Annotated in this window: 12 protein-coding genes; 8 read left to right on the plus strand and 4 right to left on the minus strand. The window is 67.1% G+C overall.

All coding sequences use genetic code 11. The features are described from left to right. Positions 1 to 65: 65 nt before the first annotated feature. Positions 66 to 1,289: an MFS transporter gene (locus ACH82I_RS14445; RefSeq protein WP_413333585.1), complete on the minus strand. Its 1,224-nt coding sequence runs from the start codon at positions 1,287 to 1,289 to the stop codon at positions 66 to 68. Positions 1,290 to 1,419: 130 nt separating this feature from the next. Here ACH82I_RS14445 and ACH82I_RS14450 point away from each other — a divergent pair, with 130 nt between their 5' ends. The 4 genes from ACH82I_RS14450 to ACH82I_RS14465 all read left to right on the plus strand — a co-directional run bounded on the left by ACH82I_RS14450 (position 1,420) and on the right by ACH82I_RS14465 (position 5,425). After that, positions 1,420 to 2,625, plus strand: a complete 1,206-nt coding sequence (locus ACH82I_RS14450) for a low temperature requirement protein A (RefSeq protein ID WP_413333586.1) — start codon at positions 1,420 to 1,422, stop codon at positions 2,623 to 2,625. Positions 2,626 to 2,791: 166 nt separating this feature from the next. Then, the gene (locus ACH82I_RS14455) at positions 2,792 to 3,925 is read left to right on the plus strand and encodes a M4 family metallopeptidase (protein ID WP_413333588.1); all 1,134 of its coding nucleotides are present in this window, start codon (positions 2,792 to 2,794) and stop codon (positions 3,923 to 3,925) included. Continuing rightward, on the plus strand, positions 3,922 to 4,401 hold the full coding sequence (locus ACH82I_RS14460; RefSeq protein WP_230744551.1) for a hypothetical protein: 480 nt from the start codon (positions 3,922 to 3,924) through the stop codon (positions 4,399 to 4,401). The genes ACH82I_RS14455 and ACH82I_RS14460 overlap by 4 nt, the downstream gene beginning before the upstream one ends. A 10-nt stretch (positions 4,402 to 4,411) precedes the next feature. Further along, the gene (locus ACH82I_RS14465) at positions 4,412 to 5,425 is read left to right on the plus strand and encodes a tryptophan 2,3-dioxygenase (protein ID WP_413333590.1); all 1,014 of its coding nucleotides are present in this window, start codon (positions 4,412 to 4,414) and stop codon (positions 5,423 to 5,425) included. Between the two features lie 111 nt (positions 5,426 to 5,536). Here ACH82I_RS14465 and ACH82I_RS14470 read toward each other — a convergent pair whose 3' ends face one another. Both ACH82I_RS14470 and ACH82I_RS14475 read right to left on the minus strand, forming a co-directional pair. After that, positions 5,537 to 6,379 carry an alpha/beta hydrolase gene (locus ACH82I_RS14470; RefSeq protein ID WP_230744553.1) on the minus strand — a complete coding sequence of 281 codons (843 nt, stop codon included), beginning with the start codon at positions 6,377 to 6,379 and terminating at the stop codon, positions 5,537 to 5,539. Then, positions 6,372 to 7,205 carry an SGNH/GDSL hydrolase family protein gene (locus ACH82I_RS14475; RefSeq protein WP_413333592.1) on the minus strand — a complete coding sequence of 278 codons (834 nt, stop codon included), beginning with the start codon at positions 7,203 to 7,205 and terminating at the stop codon, positions 6,372 to 6,374. Before ACH82I_RS14475 ends, ACH82I_RS14470 begins: the two co-directional genes overlap by 8 nt. Before the next feature lie 235 nt (positions 7,206 to 7,440). On the opposite strand from ACH82I_RS14475, the gene ACH82I_RS14480 reads away from it, so the two are divergent. Further along, a complete protein-coding gene (locus ACH82I_RS14480) occupies positions 7,441 to 8,721 on the plus strand; it encodes an amidohydrolase (RefSeq protein ID WP_230744555.1) in 1,281 nt (426 codons plus the stop codon). Next, a complete protein-coding gene (locus ACH82I_RS14485; protein ID WP_230744556.1) occupies positions 8,718 to 10,490 on the plus strand; it encodes a threonine/serine ThrE exporter family protein in 1,773 nt (590 codons plus the stop codon). The genes ACH82I_RS14480 and ACH82I_RS14485 overlap by 4 nt, the downstream gene beginning before the upstream one ends. Positions 10,491 to 10,507: 17 nt before the next feature. Here ACH82I_RS14485 and ACH82I_RS14490 read toward each other — a convergent pair whose 3' ends face one another. Beyond that, complete coding sequence (locus ACH82I_RS14490) at positions 10,508 to 11,206, minus strand: uracil-DNA glycosylase (protein ID WP_413333595.1); 699 nt, start codon at positions 11,204 to 11,206, stop codon at positions 10,508 to 10,510. A 242-nt stretch (positions 11,207 to 11,448) separates the two neighbouring features. Between ACH82I_RS14490 and ACH82I_RS14495 the strand changes: the two genes are divergently transcribed. Together ACH82I_RS14495 and ACH82I_RS14500 are read left to right on the plus strand one after the other, a co-directional pair. Next, positions 11,449 to 12,915, plus strand: a complete 1,467-nt coding sequence (locus ACH82I_RS14495; protein WP_230744558.1) for an aldehyde dehydrogenase family protein — start codon at positions 11,449 to 11,451, stop codon at positions 12,913 to 12,915. A gap of 271 nt (positions 12,916 to 13,186) precedes the next feature. Continuing rightward, positions 13,187 to 13,453 carry a DUF3263 domain-containing protein gene (locus ACH82I_RS14500; protein ID WP_230744559.1) on the plus strand — a complete coding sequence of 89 codons (267 nt, stop codon included), beginning with the start codon at positions 13,187 to 13,189 and terminating at the stop codon, positions 13,451 to 13,453. Positions 13,454 to 13,455 lie beyond the last annotated feature (2 nt).

The following is a 13,455-nucleotide window of genomic DNA, read 5'->3' on the forward strand; positions in this document are numbered from 1 at the left end:
TCTGCGTGCTCGCGGATCTGCGTGCTCGCGGATCTGCGTGCTCGCGAGACCGTGGAGGCCGGCAATCAGTCGCGCTGCCTCCGCCGGCGGCCCGGCAGTCCGATCCGAGGTGACCAGGCGAGGATCCAGACCGCGCCGAGGATGGCCCCGATGCCCGTGAACAGCACCCCGAAGCGCAGGGAGGCGACGGTGATCACCAGCGAGATGAGCGCCGGCCCGCCCAGCTTGCCGCCGTTGTTGAAGATCGCCCAGATGCCCAGAAATCGGGCGCGGCCGATCGCCGGCGACAAGTCCGCGCCGATCGTCATGTTCACCCCGGCGCCGAGGCCGTTGCCCACGGCCATGATGCCCGCGGCCACGATCATCCCGATCAGGCTCGGCAGCGCCACCATGACGATGAACCCGGAGCCGAAGATCGTCAGACACGCAACCATGGTGGCGACCCGGCCGAGTCGGTCCTTGATGTAGGCGCCGAGGAACATGAAGACGAGTTCGAGAGCGGCGCCGAAGGCGATGAGCAGGGAGATCGAGGACTCGTGCAACCCGATCTGGACACCCCACAGTTGGATCACGACGGGTTGGGCGGCACGGGCCACGGCCAGGGCGATGATGGAGATGCCGGCGAGTATCACGGCGCTCCACCGCACCTCGAGGCGGGGACGCCGGCCGGTCGTCGCCGTGGGTGAGGAGCTCTGCCGCTGCGCCTTCGAGCCCGGCATCTCAGGCAGCCGCCCGATCGGCAGAGCCATGACGATGACGGCGGCGATGGCGGCGAGACCGGCGAAGGCGAAGACCGACCAGATCGGGAGGACGAGCATGAGCCCGGCGCCGACGATGGGGCCCACGAGGTTGCCGACGCGCTGACTGCCGCCGAGCGCGGTCATCGCCTTCCCGAGGTCGTGCGGGGGCATGATCTCCGCGACCACCGCCTGCCGAGCCAGGCTCCAGATGTCGTTGACCGGAGAGAACAGCATGAGAGCGACGGTGTAGACGACGAGCGAATAGGGAGAATCCCAGATCAGCGCCGCGATGATCGCGCCGAGGACGACGACAGCGGTGGCGGTCGCGGCGACCATGGCCCGGAAGTCGCCGAGGCGGTCGATGAGCATTCCCGCCGGCACCGTTGCGGCCAGCGACACGGCTCCCATGATCCCGACGATGGCGGCCGCGAACGAGGCGGTCGACCCCAGGGACAGTGCCCCGAGGACGAGGACCGGAAGGATCGCACCCAACCCGACGGCGAAGAGCAGAGACGGCGCGAGAACGGGCCAGAGGATCGGTTTGAGCACGATCTCAGTCTAGAACCCCTGGTCGCAGACCCGTTGCTCAGCCCAGAGCGGTGCACCGTCGGGCGCCCGGGCCTACACTGGGTCGAGCCCGCACCCCAGCCGCCGTTCCCATGTCACCGAGGTGAGCCCCATGCCAACGCCGACCGGCACCGCCCCCTCCCGGTTCCGTCTGACCCCGATGCGCCCGCGCGACCCCGGTGAGTCCGGCCGTGCGGCGAGCACCCTCGAACTCTTCTTCGACCTCGTCTTCGTCATCGCCGTCTCCATCGCCTCGACGAACCTCCATGACACGGTCACGGCCGGCCACCTCGGCGAAGGTCTCGGCCATTACTTCATCGTGTTCTTCGGAATCTGGTGGGCGTGGATGAACTTCACGTGGTTCGCCACCTCCTTCGACACCGACGACTGGCTCTACCGGGTGCTCACGATCGTCCAGATGGGCGGGGTGCTCGTCCTCGCCGCCGGGATCGGACCGGTCTTCGAACACGGCGACGAACACATCCTCGTCTACGGCTACGTGCTCATGCGCATCGTGATGATCGCCCAATGGCTGCGCGCCTCCCGCCACGCGGGCAGCGCCAAGCGGACGACGATCATCTACGCCTGCGGCATCGGCGGGGTCCAACTCCTGTGGCTGCTCTGGCTGCTCGTGCCCTCCGGGGCGCTGTCGATCGGGCTGATGGTCCTCCTCGTCCTCGCCGAGGTGTCCATCCCCGTCCTCGCGGAACTGCGGGACCAGACCCCGTGGCATCCGCACCACATCACCGAACGCTACGGCTGCTTCACGATCATCGTCCTCGGTGAGAGCCTGCTCGCCTCGGCCGATGCGATCTTCGAGGCATTCTCGGAGATCGAGGACATCATTCCGCTGGTCTCCCTCGGCGTACTCTGCCTCATCGTCACCGCCGCCATGTGGTGGATCTACTTCTGGCCGCCCCACCACCGGGCGATCGGGGGAGTACGCGGAACCCTCAAATACGGCTACGGGCACTACTTCATCTTCGGTGCCGCGGGTGCGTTCTCCGCCGGGGTCGGAGTCGAGGTCGATTCGCAGCTGGGCCACAGCGCGCTCGATCCGGTGCTCGCGACGTTCACGGTCTCGGTGCCGATCGCGATCTTCGTCCTCGGGGTGTGGCTGCTCGCCATCCGTCCGAACGCCGACGGGCTCGTCAACACGGTCATCCCGCTCTGCGCGGTGCTCGTCCTCCTCGACCCGATCATTCCCATCCCGACCTTCCTCACGACCGTGTTCATGATCATCATCGTCATCACCCTCGTGCTCCGCGCACCCACCGGGAGCAGGGAAGACACCGTCACCGAGGTGGCCGAGGGGTAGCAGACGAAGACGATCGTCAGTGCGAGTGCGGTGCCCCTGCGAAGAGTCTGAGATCCCGGTCCTTCGCATCGTCGAGGCGGGCTGTGGGAACGCTGCGCAGGACCAGGTAGTGACCGCAGTCGCCGACGGCCTATCGGAATCCGTGCGAAGGTGCGACCCTTGGACCATGAGTGCTCATTTCGTGGTCCCGCCCTATCTGCTCGATGCGATCGCCGATCGTGGCGCTGAGAAGTTCCCGCGTGCCGCCGTGGCCGCGCACACCTGCCGCATGTCCGATGCGCAGTGCCGGAACCTGCGGGCCGAAGGGCTGCGTTACACCCCACCGGAGAACCTGCGCGAGTCCGCCGACCGCTCAGCCGTCGCGTCCGAGGCATCCGAGTCGTCCGACGCATCCGAGGCGGCCCTCAACCGGCTCATCCACGATGCGCAGAACCGCGAAGTCCTGCCCGGCGTCCTCGTCCGCAGCGAGGGGGAGGAGCCTGTCGCCGACAGTTCCGTCAATGAGGCCTACGACGGCCTCGGCGCCTCCTACTCCCTCTTCTCCGAGGTCTTCGAACGCGATTCCCTCGACGGCAACGGCATGCCGCTCATCGCCAGCGTCCACTACGGCGTCGACTACGACAACGCCTTCTTCGACGGTCGCCTCATGGTCTTCGGCGACGGCGACGCCGAAGTCTTCACCGGCTTCACAGGGTCCGTCTCGATCATCGGCCACGAGCTCTCCCACGGGGTGATCAGCCACACCGCCGACCTTGAGTACTTCGGTCAGCCCGGGGCGCTCAACGAACACTGCGCCGACGTCTTCGGGGCGCTGACCGAGCAGTACGCGGCGGGGCAGAGCGCCGAGGACGCCAGCTGGCTCATCGGCTCCGGAATCTTCACCGCCGAGGTGACCGGTGAGGCCCTGCGCTCGATGCTCGCTCCCGGCACTGCCTACGACGACGATGTCCTCGGCAAGGATCCGCAGCCGGCGCACATGGACGACTACGTCACCACCGACTCCGACAACGGCGGAGTCCACCTCAACTCGGGCATCCCCAACCGCGCCTTCGCGCTCGCGGCCACCAACCTCGGCGGTCCGGCCTGGGAGACGGTCGGCCAGGTCTGGTACGCCGTGCTCACGGGGAGGACGATCACGAAGCAGACCGACTTCGCCGGCTTCGCTGCACTGACCGTCGCCGAGGCGGCCGCGCAATTCGGGTACGGATCCGACGTCCACGATGCGCTCGTCCAGAGCTGGGACGCGGTGGGCGTGACCACTGGGACCGCGGGGCGAGGCAATGTGGGGAGCAGCTGGTGAGCGGCCCTGCCGAGGAGCAGTCGGGAGCAGAGCGCGCCGAGCTGGCCGGCCGTGACTCCGCCGAGCGCAAGTCGGCAGAGCGCGACTCCACAGAGCGCGACTCCGCAGAGGAGGGCGGGTTCGGGCACCTCCTCATCGAACGCAGCGGGGGGATCGGCGGCTTTCTCCTCGTGTGGGACATCGACGTCGATGCGAGCCGGCATCGGGAGGAGATCGGGCCGAGGATCGCAGCGCTGCCGTGGGAGTCGGAGTCCGGTTCGAACGAGTCCGAGGCCGGTCCCAACGAAGCCGAGGCCGGCGGGAGCGCCGAGGCCGGCGGGGGATCCCACGCCGGCGGGGGAGCCGATCGCTTCGTCTACCTCATCGAAAGCCGCTTCGGCTACGTCCGCTTCGGTGAGAGCCGGATGCCGGAGGATTTCAGACGGCTCGTCGACTCCGTGAGAGAGATCGCCGATCCGGAGCGCCGGAGGCCCTAAGCTGGTCGGCATGACTGACGACAGGTCCGAACAGACGGACGACCGGCCAGAGGCGAAGGACGATGGGTCCACTGCCGAGAAGAACGAACGGAAGCTCGAAGACGAGATCCACACCGACTTGAAGGAGCAGATGACCTACGGGTCGTACCTCGACCTCGACCGGCTGCTCAGCGCCCAGCATCCGGTCAGCGACCCGGTCCACCATGACGAGCTGCTGTTCATCGTCCAGCACCAGACCACGGAGCTGTGGTTCAAACTCGTCATCCACGAACTCCTCGACGCCCGTAGGCTCATCGCCGCCGAGCGCCTGCAGCCTGCGCTCAAACGCATCGCCCGAGTCAAGCACATCCAGAAGACTCTGACCGAGCAGTGGTCGGTGCTCGCCACGCTGACCCCGAGCGAATACGTCGGCTTCCGCGACGAGCTCGGCAAGTCCTCGGGCTTCCAGTCCTGGCAGTACCGGGCCGTGGAATTCCTGCTCGGCAACAAGAACAGAGGCATGCTCGCCGTCTTCGACTCCGAGCCCGAGGCCCGGGAGCAGCTCGAGACGTACCTGGGTGAACCGAGCATCTACGACGAGTTCCTCCGCTTCCTCGCCCGGCGCGGACTCCCGGTGCCGCAGCGACTGCTCGAGAGGGACGTGACCGTTGCCCACATCTTCGACGAAGAGCTGCTCGAGACCTTCCGGATCATCTACGAGAACCCGCAGGAGTACTGGCTCGAGTATGAAAGCTGCGAAGAGCTCGTCGACCTCGAGGAGAACTTCCAGTTCTGGCGCTACCGCCACATGCGCACGGTGCTGCGGATCATCGGCATGAAGCGCGGCACGGGCGGCTCGAGCGGAGTCGGCTTCCTCCAGAAGGCCCTCGACCTCACCTTCTTCCCCGAGCTTTTCGACATCCGCACCGGCATCGAGCACGGTCCGGGCACGCAGTCCACGCCCGGTGCGGCGAATGGGAGAGGCGCGCAGAGCAGCCCGGACGCGGGGTCCGGGCAGGACATCGGCGCGGGCCCTTTCGCGTAGCCGCACTGCCATGATGAGCTACGGCTCGACAGGCTCGACAGGCTCGACAGGCTCGACAGGCTCGACAGGCTCGGCAGGCGCGACGGGCGCGATAGCCTCGACAAGCTCGACTCAGTCGATGTCGATGCGTTCTGTCGCGGCCGCGGCCCGACTGAACATCCGCCTCCGGACGTCCGGGAAATAGGGGGATGCGGGGTCAATGAGATCGAAGTGATCGGCGCCTTCGAGCACCGTCAGCGGTGCCGGGAACGTCCGGGAGAAGCCGACATCGACGGTCTCGTCGGCATCGCCGTGGATGATGTGGACGTCGACCCGATCAGGGATGCATGCGACCCGGCTGCGCGGGTCCTCCCGCAGGTAGGGCGCCAGGTCTTCCCCGGGGCGCGTACCGGGACGCACTCCCATATAGTCGAGCACCGCCCCGTCGCCGAGGCCCAGCTCGACCTCCCGAAGCAGATCGGTGACCGGGGCGAGGGGGAACAGGCTGACCGCTGGGCCGTCCTCGCCGAGGTGGCTCGCCCAGGACAGCACGAGGCATCCGCCTGCCGAGTGGCCGGCGATGACGAGATCCTCCCGGGCCTCGCGCGGCACACCCCAGGTTTCGAGGGAACCGGTCGTGAAGTCGATGGCGGCGGTGACATCGTCGAGACTCCGCGGCTGCCCGCCGATTCGGCGGTATTCGACGAGGACGACAAGCACCCCCGCCTCGGCGAGGGCCTGGGCCGTGGGGCGGGCATGGGTGAGATCGGTGCGGGGACGGAAGTAGCCGCCGTGGACGAAGATCAGCACCGACGAGGCGCTCGCCGGATCGCCGTAGACCTCGAGGAACTGATCGGGATCGTCCCCGTAGTCGACTCGGCGCACAGGCTCAGCGACGGCGAGGCCTTCGCCCTCGGCGATGAGTTCGTCGATGCGGGAGACGGCCGGCGTGCCCGGCCGGGCCGACTCAGTCATGCGCGACACCGCCGTCGTCGACAGGGTCACCGGCCTCCGGCGGACGCAGGCGGGTGAGGGTGGGCAGCTTCGCGCCGAGCCGATCGCCCGAGGACTGACCGCGCAGGCGCCTGCCGACCCAGGGGGCGAAGAAGTCCTTGGCCCACCGCGACTCCTCGCTCATGACGTCCCGGATCGCTCGGGTCGGCCGCGCAGGCATCGCGAAGCCCTTGACCGGCAGGGAATGACCGCTCTCCAACGTCGCCAGGGCCTGCCGGGCGACGAGGTCGTGGCCGGCCGGCGAGAGGTGGATCCGATCATCGGCCCACATCTCATCGGCATAGAGCGAGCGCAGCCCCCAGACGTCGATCATGTGGCAGCCATGGCGCTGCGCGATGGTCCACAGATGTGCGTTGTAGATGCCCACCCGCGGTCGCACAGCGCGGATCAGGGGCGAGGCGATCTCGGTGTCGAAGCCGTTGCACATGAGCACTTCGATGCCGGACTCACGCAGAGCGATAACGGCGCGTTCGAACTGATTGGCCAGATCGTCGATATCGGCCTTCGGTCGCAGGCAGTCGTTGCCGCCGGCACAGAAGCTGACGAGGTCGGGCTTGATCTCCAGCGCCTTGGGCACCTGCTCGTCGACGATCCGATCGAGCAGCCGTCCGCGGATCGCGAGATTGGCATAGCTGAGATCAGGGCTGCCGGCCGGGGATTCGGTGAGCATCCAGGCCAGTCGGTCGGCCCAGCCTCGGAAGCGGTTCTCCTCGTCCGGGTCGTGATCCATCAGGCCCTCGCTGAAGGAATCGCCGATCGCGACGTACGAATTGATGGTCTGGAGCATCAGGGATCCTTCTCTTCTCGACTCGACTTCAAGACTATACTCATCCCTCGACGCAGAGCACGGAGATCTCCTGACTCAGCGAACGGAGATCCCTGACACAGAGCACGATTCGGGCCGGTTATCCCACCGATTCCCTGCGGGTCGGGCGCGGGTGATCGGCGGGTCGAAACCACCGGTGGCGTAGACTCGAAAACACAGTCAGAATGTCGGTGTCGACCACCCTGTAAGGAGCACAATGTATCGCTCGGTTCCGGTTCCCACCAGCACGGATTTCGCGATCACGAACGCGCGCATCCTGCCGATCGCCGACAGTGACGGCAACCGCGCCGAGGCGATCGAATCGGGCACGATCATCGTCTCAGCGGGCACGATCACCTCGGTGGTCGGGGGGAACTCCGCGGCGGCAGATCTGCCGAGCGGAACCGAGGTCATCGATGCCGGAGGGCGCTGGGTGCTGCCCGGCTTCATCGAAGCCCACGGCCACCTCGGCGTGCATGAGGACGGCGAAGGCTGGTCCGGCGATGACACGAACGAGATGACCGATCCCAACGGTGCCGGCGTACGCGCCCTCGACGGCATCGACCCCACCGACCTGGGATTCAAGGATGCCCTGCGCGGAGGCGTCACCTCGGCGCTGATCAAGCCCGGCTCCGGCAACCCGATCGGCGGACGCACGGCCTTCCTCAAGACCTGGGGTCGGATCGTCGACGAGATGCTCGTGACCCAGGATCTGTCCGTGAAATCGGCGCTCGGGGAGAATCCGAAGCGCGTCTACGGGGAGAAGAAGGTCACCCCGTCGACGAGGATGGGCACCGCGAAGATCATCCGCGAAGCCTTCGTCGACGCCGCGAACTACCGGGCGAAGCGCGATCATGCCGAGACTGAGGGGACGCCCTTCGAGCGCGATCTGGTCAAGGAGACCCTCGCCGAGGTGCTCGACGGGACCCTCGCCTTGGACCAGCACTGCCACCGCGCCGACGACATCGCCACCGCCATCCGCCTGTCCGAGGAGTTCGGGTACCGGCTGATCATCAACCACGGCACCGAAGGCCACAAGATCGCCGACTACATCGCGGCCAAAGGCATCGATGTCATCCTCGGACCGCTGATGACCAGCCGCTCGAAGGTCGAACTGCGCGATCGCACGCTGGCCACCGCCGCCGCCCTGGCCAAGGCCGGTGTGCGCATCGCCCTGACCACCGACCACCCGGTGATCCCGATCAACTTCCTCATCCACGAAGCCTCCCTGGCCGTGAAGGAGGGGCTCGACCCGGTCATCGCCCTCGAGGCCCTGACGATCAATCCGGCCGCGATGTTCGGTCTCGACGACCGGCTCGGCTCTCTGGCCCCGGGCCGCGACGCCGATATCGTCATCTGGTCGGGAGACCCCCTCGACCTCGATGCGCGGGCAGAGACGGTCTTCGTCTCCGGCCGCAAGGTCTACGAATTCGACGCCGAGTCCGGAACCGCCGCCGTCGCCGACCCGCACGGCCCGACTCTCATCAGCGAGCCGTGAGCGAGGACACCCCCGAAGACGCCACCACCGCCCAGGTCCCGGTGGAGGATCCCGCATCACCAGGACCTGTGCGGGGAGCGACCCCTGCCGCGGCCAACCCCGAGGTGGGGTCGCAGGCACTGCGGGAGCTGCTCGAACGCACCCGCCTGCAGCGTCTCCAGGAGCTGCGCGACTCACCGGTCGGCGAGGTGCCCGAGGATTCCGCGGACCAAGCTGCAGCCGTTAACGCCAAGGCCGCGGCGAAGGCTGCGAAGACCGCCTCGGGCAAGGCCAAAGGCAACAGAACCGACCATCGGGGCGCCTCGCAGCGCATCGCTCAGCGAGTCGCGCGCCGCACCGTCGGCAAGCTCGTGTCCGGAACCTCGACGAACACGCAGCCGGTGCCGATCGTCACCGCCCTCAAGGGCACCCCCTACCAGGCTCCCGTGCAGGCGACCGAACCGAGCGAGGACGAGGCCCGAATGGTCCTCGACCTCGCCGCGGACATCGCCGCGATCACGATGCGCGCCGGTGCCGCCACCAGCGATGTCGAGGTCTCCGTGATCGCCGCCTGCACGGCCTGCGGTCTGGCCACCGTCGAGGTGGATCTCACCTCGAACACCCTCGTCGTCCACTATTCGACCTCCGATGGTCGACTGATGACCGTGATGCGGGTCAACCGCGGAGAGTCCACGCACTACGCGAAGCTTGCCTCCGTGCACAAACTCGTCACCGACCTCGTCGACGGCAAGCTCGGCTTCCACGAGGCCCGCAGCCGACTCGATGCGATCCGCTCTCAGCGCAGACCGTTCCAGGAATGGTTCGTCACCGGCGCCTGGGGACTGATGGTCGGCAGCCTCGTCGTCCTCCTCGGCGGGGGAGCGGTGGCAGCACCCTTGGGCGTCGTCATGGCCATCCTCATCTTCCAGGTCGGCAAATACCTCGGCCGGACCCACCTGCCCTCGTTCTTCATCACCAGCCTGCAGGCGAGTGCCGCGACGCTCGTGGCGATGGCGGCGGGCAACTTCGGCATCGTCGATTCCCCGCAATATATGGTGGCCGCCGGAATCGTGCTCCTGCTGCCCACCCAGTCGCTCTATTCGGCGGTCCAGGATGCGCTGACGAACTTCCCCCTGACCGCCGCCGGTCGGATGGTCGGGGTGTTCATGACCCTGGCGGGCATCGTCGCAGGCATCGCCCTCGGCGTCGTCTGCGGCCAGGCGATGGGGATGAGTCAGATCGAGGTGCTCGTGCCCAAGAACAGTCCGCACGTGGTCACGGCGATCCTGTCATTGGTCGCCTCGGCCGTGGTCGCGATGGCCGGTGCCGTGGGCATGCAGGCCAGGCGGCGCTTCATCCTGCCGGCTGCGGTCGTCGGATTGGCCTCTTACATCACGATGATGTCGCTGACCCTGCTCAACATCGACAATGTGTTGGCCAGCCTGCTCTCGGCCACGGTGGCCGGGTTCCTGTCGCGGCCCTTGGCACTGCGCCTCGGCGCCCCGGCGATCGTGCTGACGATTCCCGCGATCTACACGCTGCTGCAGGGCCTCTCGATCTTCGAAGCGGTCTACCAGATCGCCTCGGAAACGGAGAACGTGACCTTCGCCGTGGGCCTGTCCTCGCTGTTCACGGCGATCCTGTCCAATGCCGCACTGGCCGTCGGCGCCGTGTTCGGCGGCTACCTGGCCCGGCCGCTCAAGAGCCTCAAGGCCGATGCGGTGGAGAAGTCCGCGGAATCCGCCCGGTCCCAGGAGTCGACGATCGCCATCGACTCCGGCCAGGCCTGAGAGCGCGGGAACCGGGCCTACTGCTCCGGCAGGCTCCAGTCGATCGGGGCGATGCCCTTCTGCCCGAGGAGGTCGTTCGTCCGGGAGAACGGGCGTGAGCAGAGGAACCCGCGGCTGGCCGAGAGCGGTGAGGGGTGGGCGGATTCGACGATGGCCACCTCGGCGGTTCCCGATGTCAGCAGGGGAGCGAGGTTCCGCGCATCCCGACCCCACAGGATCGCGACGAGCGGCTGGTCGCGTTCGATCAGGGCCGAGATGGCTCTCTCCGTGATGGTCTCCCACCCTTTTCCACGATGCGAGGCGGGCTGACCGGACTGCACGGTCAGCGAGCGATTGAGCAGCATCACTCCCTGCCTCGACCAGGCTCGGAGGTCGCCATGGTCTGCCGGAGCGATCCCGAGATCGGCCTCGAGCTCCTTGTAGATGTTGCCCAGGGAGCGCGGCAGCGGCCGGACCTCCGGGTCAACGGCGAAGGACAGGCCGATGGGATGGCCGGGTGTCGGGTAGGGATCCTGGCCGACGATGAGGACCTTCACCTCGGCGAGGGGTTCGGCGAAGGCGCGGAAGACCTTGTCCCCGCTCGGCAGATAGTCGCGGCCGGCGGCGATCTCGGCACGGAGGAAGTCGCCCATCGCATGGATCTGCTCCTCGACATCGGACAGGGCCTCGGCCCAGTCGGGGGACATGATCTCGGTCAGCGCAGGAGTCGACGTCATGCCCGCGATTCTAACGGTGACGGCGGTGGGGCCGTTCGACCGCCTCGGCGGCTGGACTACCTCGGCAGCTTGACCGTCTTGGTCGGTGCGTCCGTTCTGGGCGTCCGTGCGGGAGCAGCTGTGCGGGCGACGCAGACTTGCTGTGCGTGATCGCGCAGCGGTCGGGTCTGTGGTCGAGGCGGGGTGGGGGATATGCTCGGGCTTACGAGTTCATCGGAGAACCGAGAGGTGGAAGGACAACTATGCCGGAATTTCCCGAGGCAAGAGACTGGAAGATGCTCATCGGCGGCGACTGGGTCGACGCCGCCGACAGTGACAGAAAAGACGTCATCACCCCGATCGACCGCAACGTCGTCATCGCCACCGTGCCCAACGGCAAGGAAGAGGACGCCGACCGTGCGGTCAAGGCCGCCCGCAAGGCCTTCCCGGAGTGGGCGGCGCTCCCGTTCAAGGAACGCCAGAAGAAGCTCATCGCCTGCGCCGACGCGCTCGAAGCCGGCTCCGAGGAGCTCGCCCAGCTGACCGCGATCGACACCGGAAACGCGATCCGCACCCAGGCCCGCCCGGAGACCATCACCCTGGCCGACCTGTTCCGCTACATGGGCGGGGTCGCCGGAGAGGTCAAGGGCAACACCCTCCCGGCCGGCGACGGACAGCTGCAGTACACCAAGCGCGTGCCGCTCGGCGTCGTGGCCGGCATCCTGCCGTGGAACTCCCCGCTGATGATCGCGGCCTTCAAGACTCCTGCCGCGCTCGCCGCCGGCAACACCATCGTCCTCAAATGCGCCGAAGACGCACCGCTGACGATCCTCAAGATGGCCGAGCTCATCGCCGACATTCTCCCGGCCGGCGTCCTCAACGTCGTCACCGGCAAGGGATCGATCATCGGCGAGGCCCTCAACGTCCACCCCGATGTCGACAAGGTCTCCTTCACCGGATCCACCAGCGTCGGCCGTCACGTCGCCGAGGCGGCCGGAGGCCGGCTCGCCCATTCCTCGATGGAGCTGGGCGGAAAGTCCCCGAACATCATCTTCCCGGACTCGAACGACGACGACACGCTCCAGCAGGTGCTGCTGTCGACCCGCTTCGCCCGACAGGGACAGTCCTGCACCATGGGTTCGCGGCTGTTCCTCCACGAGGACATCTACGACGACTTCCTCGCCAAGCTCGTCGACGCCGTGTCGAAGATGAAGGTCGGCGACCCGCGCGACGAGGACTCCGACATCGGCTGCATCATCAACGAGAAGCAGTACGACCAAGTCGCTGACTACATCGAACTCGGCAAGTCCATGGACGGCGTCGAGGTCGCCTACGACGGCTCCGATTCGCTCGAGGTCGGCGAGCCCGGCTTCTACCACGCACCCGTGATCTTCTCGAAGGCGAAGAACGATTGGCAGACCAGCCGCGAAGAGATCTTCGGCCCCGTCCTCTCGGTCATCCCGTGGAGGGACATCGACGAGGTCATCGACATGGCCAACGATTCCGACTTCGGGCTCGCGGCCTTCGTGTTCACGAAGAACGTCGACGCGGCGCTGACCATGGCCAACCGGATCGAATCCGGCTGGGTCCAGGTCAACCAGGGCGGCGGACAGCTGGCCGGCCAATCCTACGGCGGCATGAAGACCTCGGGCTTCGGTCGCGAGGCATCGCTGGAGGGTATGCTCGAAGGCTTCACCCAGATCAAACAGGTCAACATCCGCATCCGCTGAGCGGGCACCTCGGTCGGGCGGCTTCGCCCCTGCTCCCTCTCCACCACAGCGGACGGGAACGGACGAGGCCGAATCCGCCCCACCTCGGCGAGGCGGCTTTGCGGCTCTGCAGTCCACTCCGCCGGTGACGGTCTCGATTCCGATCGACGCTGTCACCGGCGGAGTGAGCCGTTTCAGAGGTGTGCGCAACTCGACGCGCCGGAAATTCCGGTCGGCGTCCATCGGGAGATAAGATAGACGCGACGCCACTTCTCGAAGGAGCACAACCTCTATGCCGCAGAACCACGACACCTCTGAACTGAGCGAGCTCGAGGTGGCCGTTCTGGAATTCGAGCGGCGGTGGTGGAAATACGGCGGCGCCAAGGACCATGCGATTCGCGAGCGCTTCGACATGTCCGCGACCAGCTACTTCCAGATACTCAACTCCCTGCTCGACAATCCCGCGGCTCTGGCCAGCGACCCGATGCTGGTCAAGCGTCTGCGTCGCATCCGCAGCACGCGGCAGAGCGAACGTGCCCAAGCCCGCGTCTCGAGGTAGAC

It is taken from the genome of Brevibacterium sp. GP-SGM9, assembly GCF_047300845.1.
Classification (GTDB): domain Bacteria; phylum Actinomycetota; class Actinomycetes; order Actinomycetales; family Brevibacteriaceae; genus Brevibacterium.

Excerpts from the sequence above, each read along its gene's own strand:
- ACH82I_RS14495 (WP_230744558.1), top strand. The coding sequence starts at position 11,449 with ATGCCGGAATTTCCCGAGGCAAGAGACTGGAAGATGCTCATCGGCGGC.
- ACH82I_RS14500 (WP_230744559.1), top strand. The coding sequence starts at position 13,187 with ATGCCGCAGAACCACGACACCTCTGAACTGAGCGAGCTCGAGGTGGCC.
- ACH82I_RS14480 (WP_230744555.1), top strand. The coding sequence starts at position 7,441 with ATGTATCGCTCGGTTCCGGTTCCCACCAGCACGGATTTCGCGATCACG.
- ACH82I_RS14450 (WP_413333586.1), top strand. The coding sequence starts at position 1,420 with ATGCCAACGCCGACCGGCACCGCCCCCTCCCGGTTCCGTCTGACCCCG.
- ACH82I_RS14475 (WP_413333592.1), bottom strand. The coding sequence starts at position 7,205 with ATGCTCCAGACCATCAATTCGTACGTCGCGATCGGCGATTCCTTCAGC.
- ACH82I_RS14470 (WP_230744553.1), bottom strand. The coding sequence starts at position 6,379 with ATGACTGAGTCGGCCCGGCCGGGCACGCCGGCCGTCTCCCGCATCGAC.
- ACH82I_RS14455 (WP_413333588.1), top strand. The coding sequence starts at position 2,792 with ATGAGTGCTCATTTCGTGGTCCCGCCCTATCTGCTCGATGCGATCGCC.
- ACH82I_RS14465 (WP_413333590.1), top strand. The coding sequence starts at position 4,412 with ATGACTGACGACAGGTCCGAACAGACGGACGACCGGCCAGAGGCGAAG.
- ACH82I_RS14490 (WP_413333595.1), bottom strand. The coding sequence starts at position 11,206 with ATGACGTCGACTCCTGCGCTGACCGAGATCATGTCCCCCGACTGGGCC.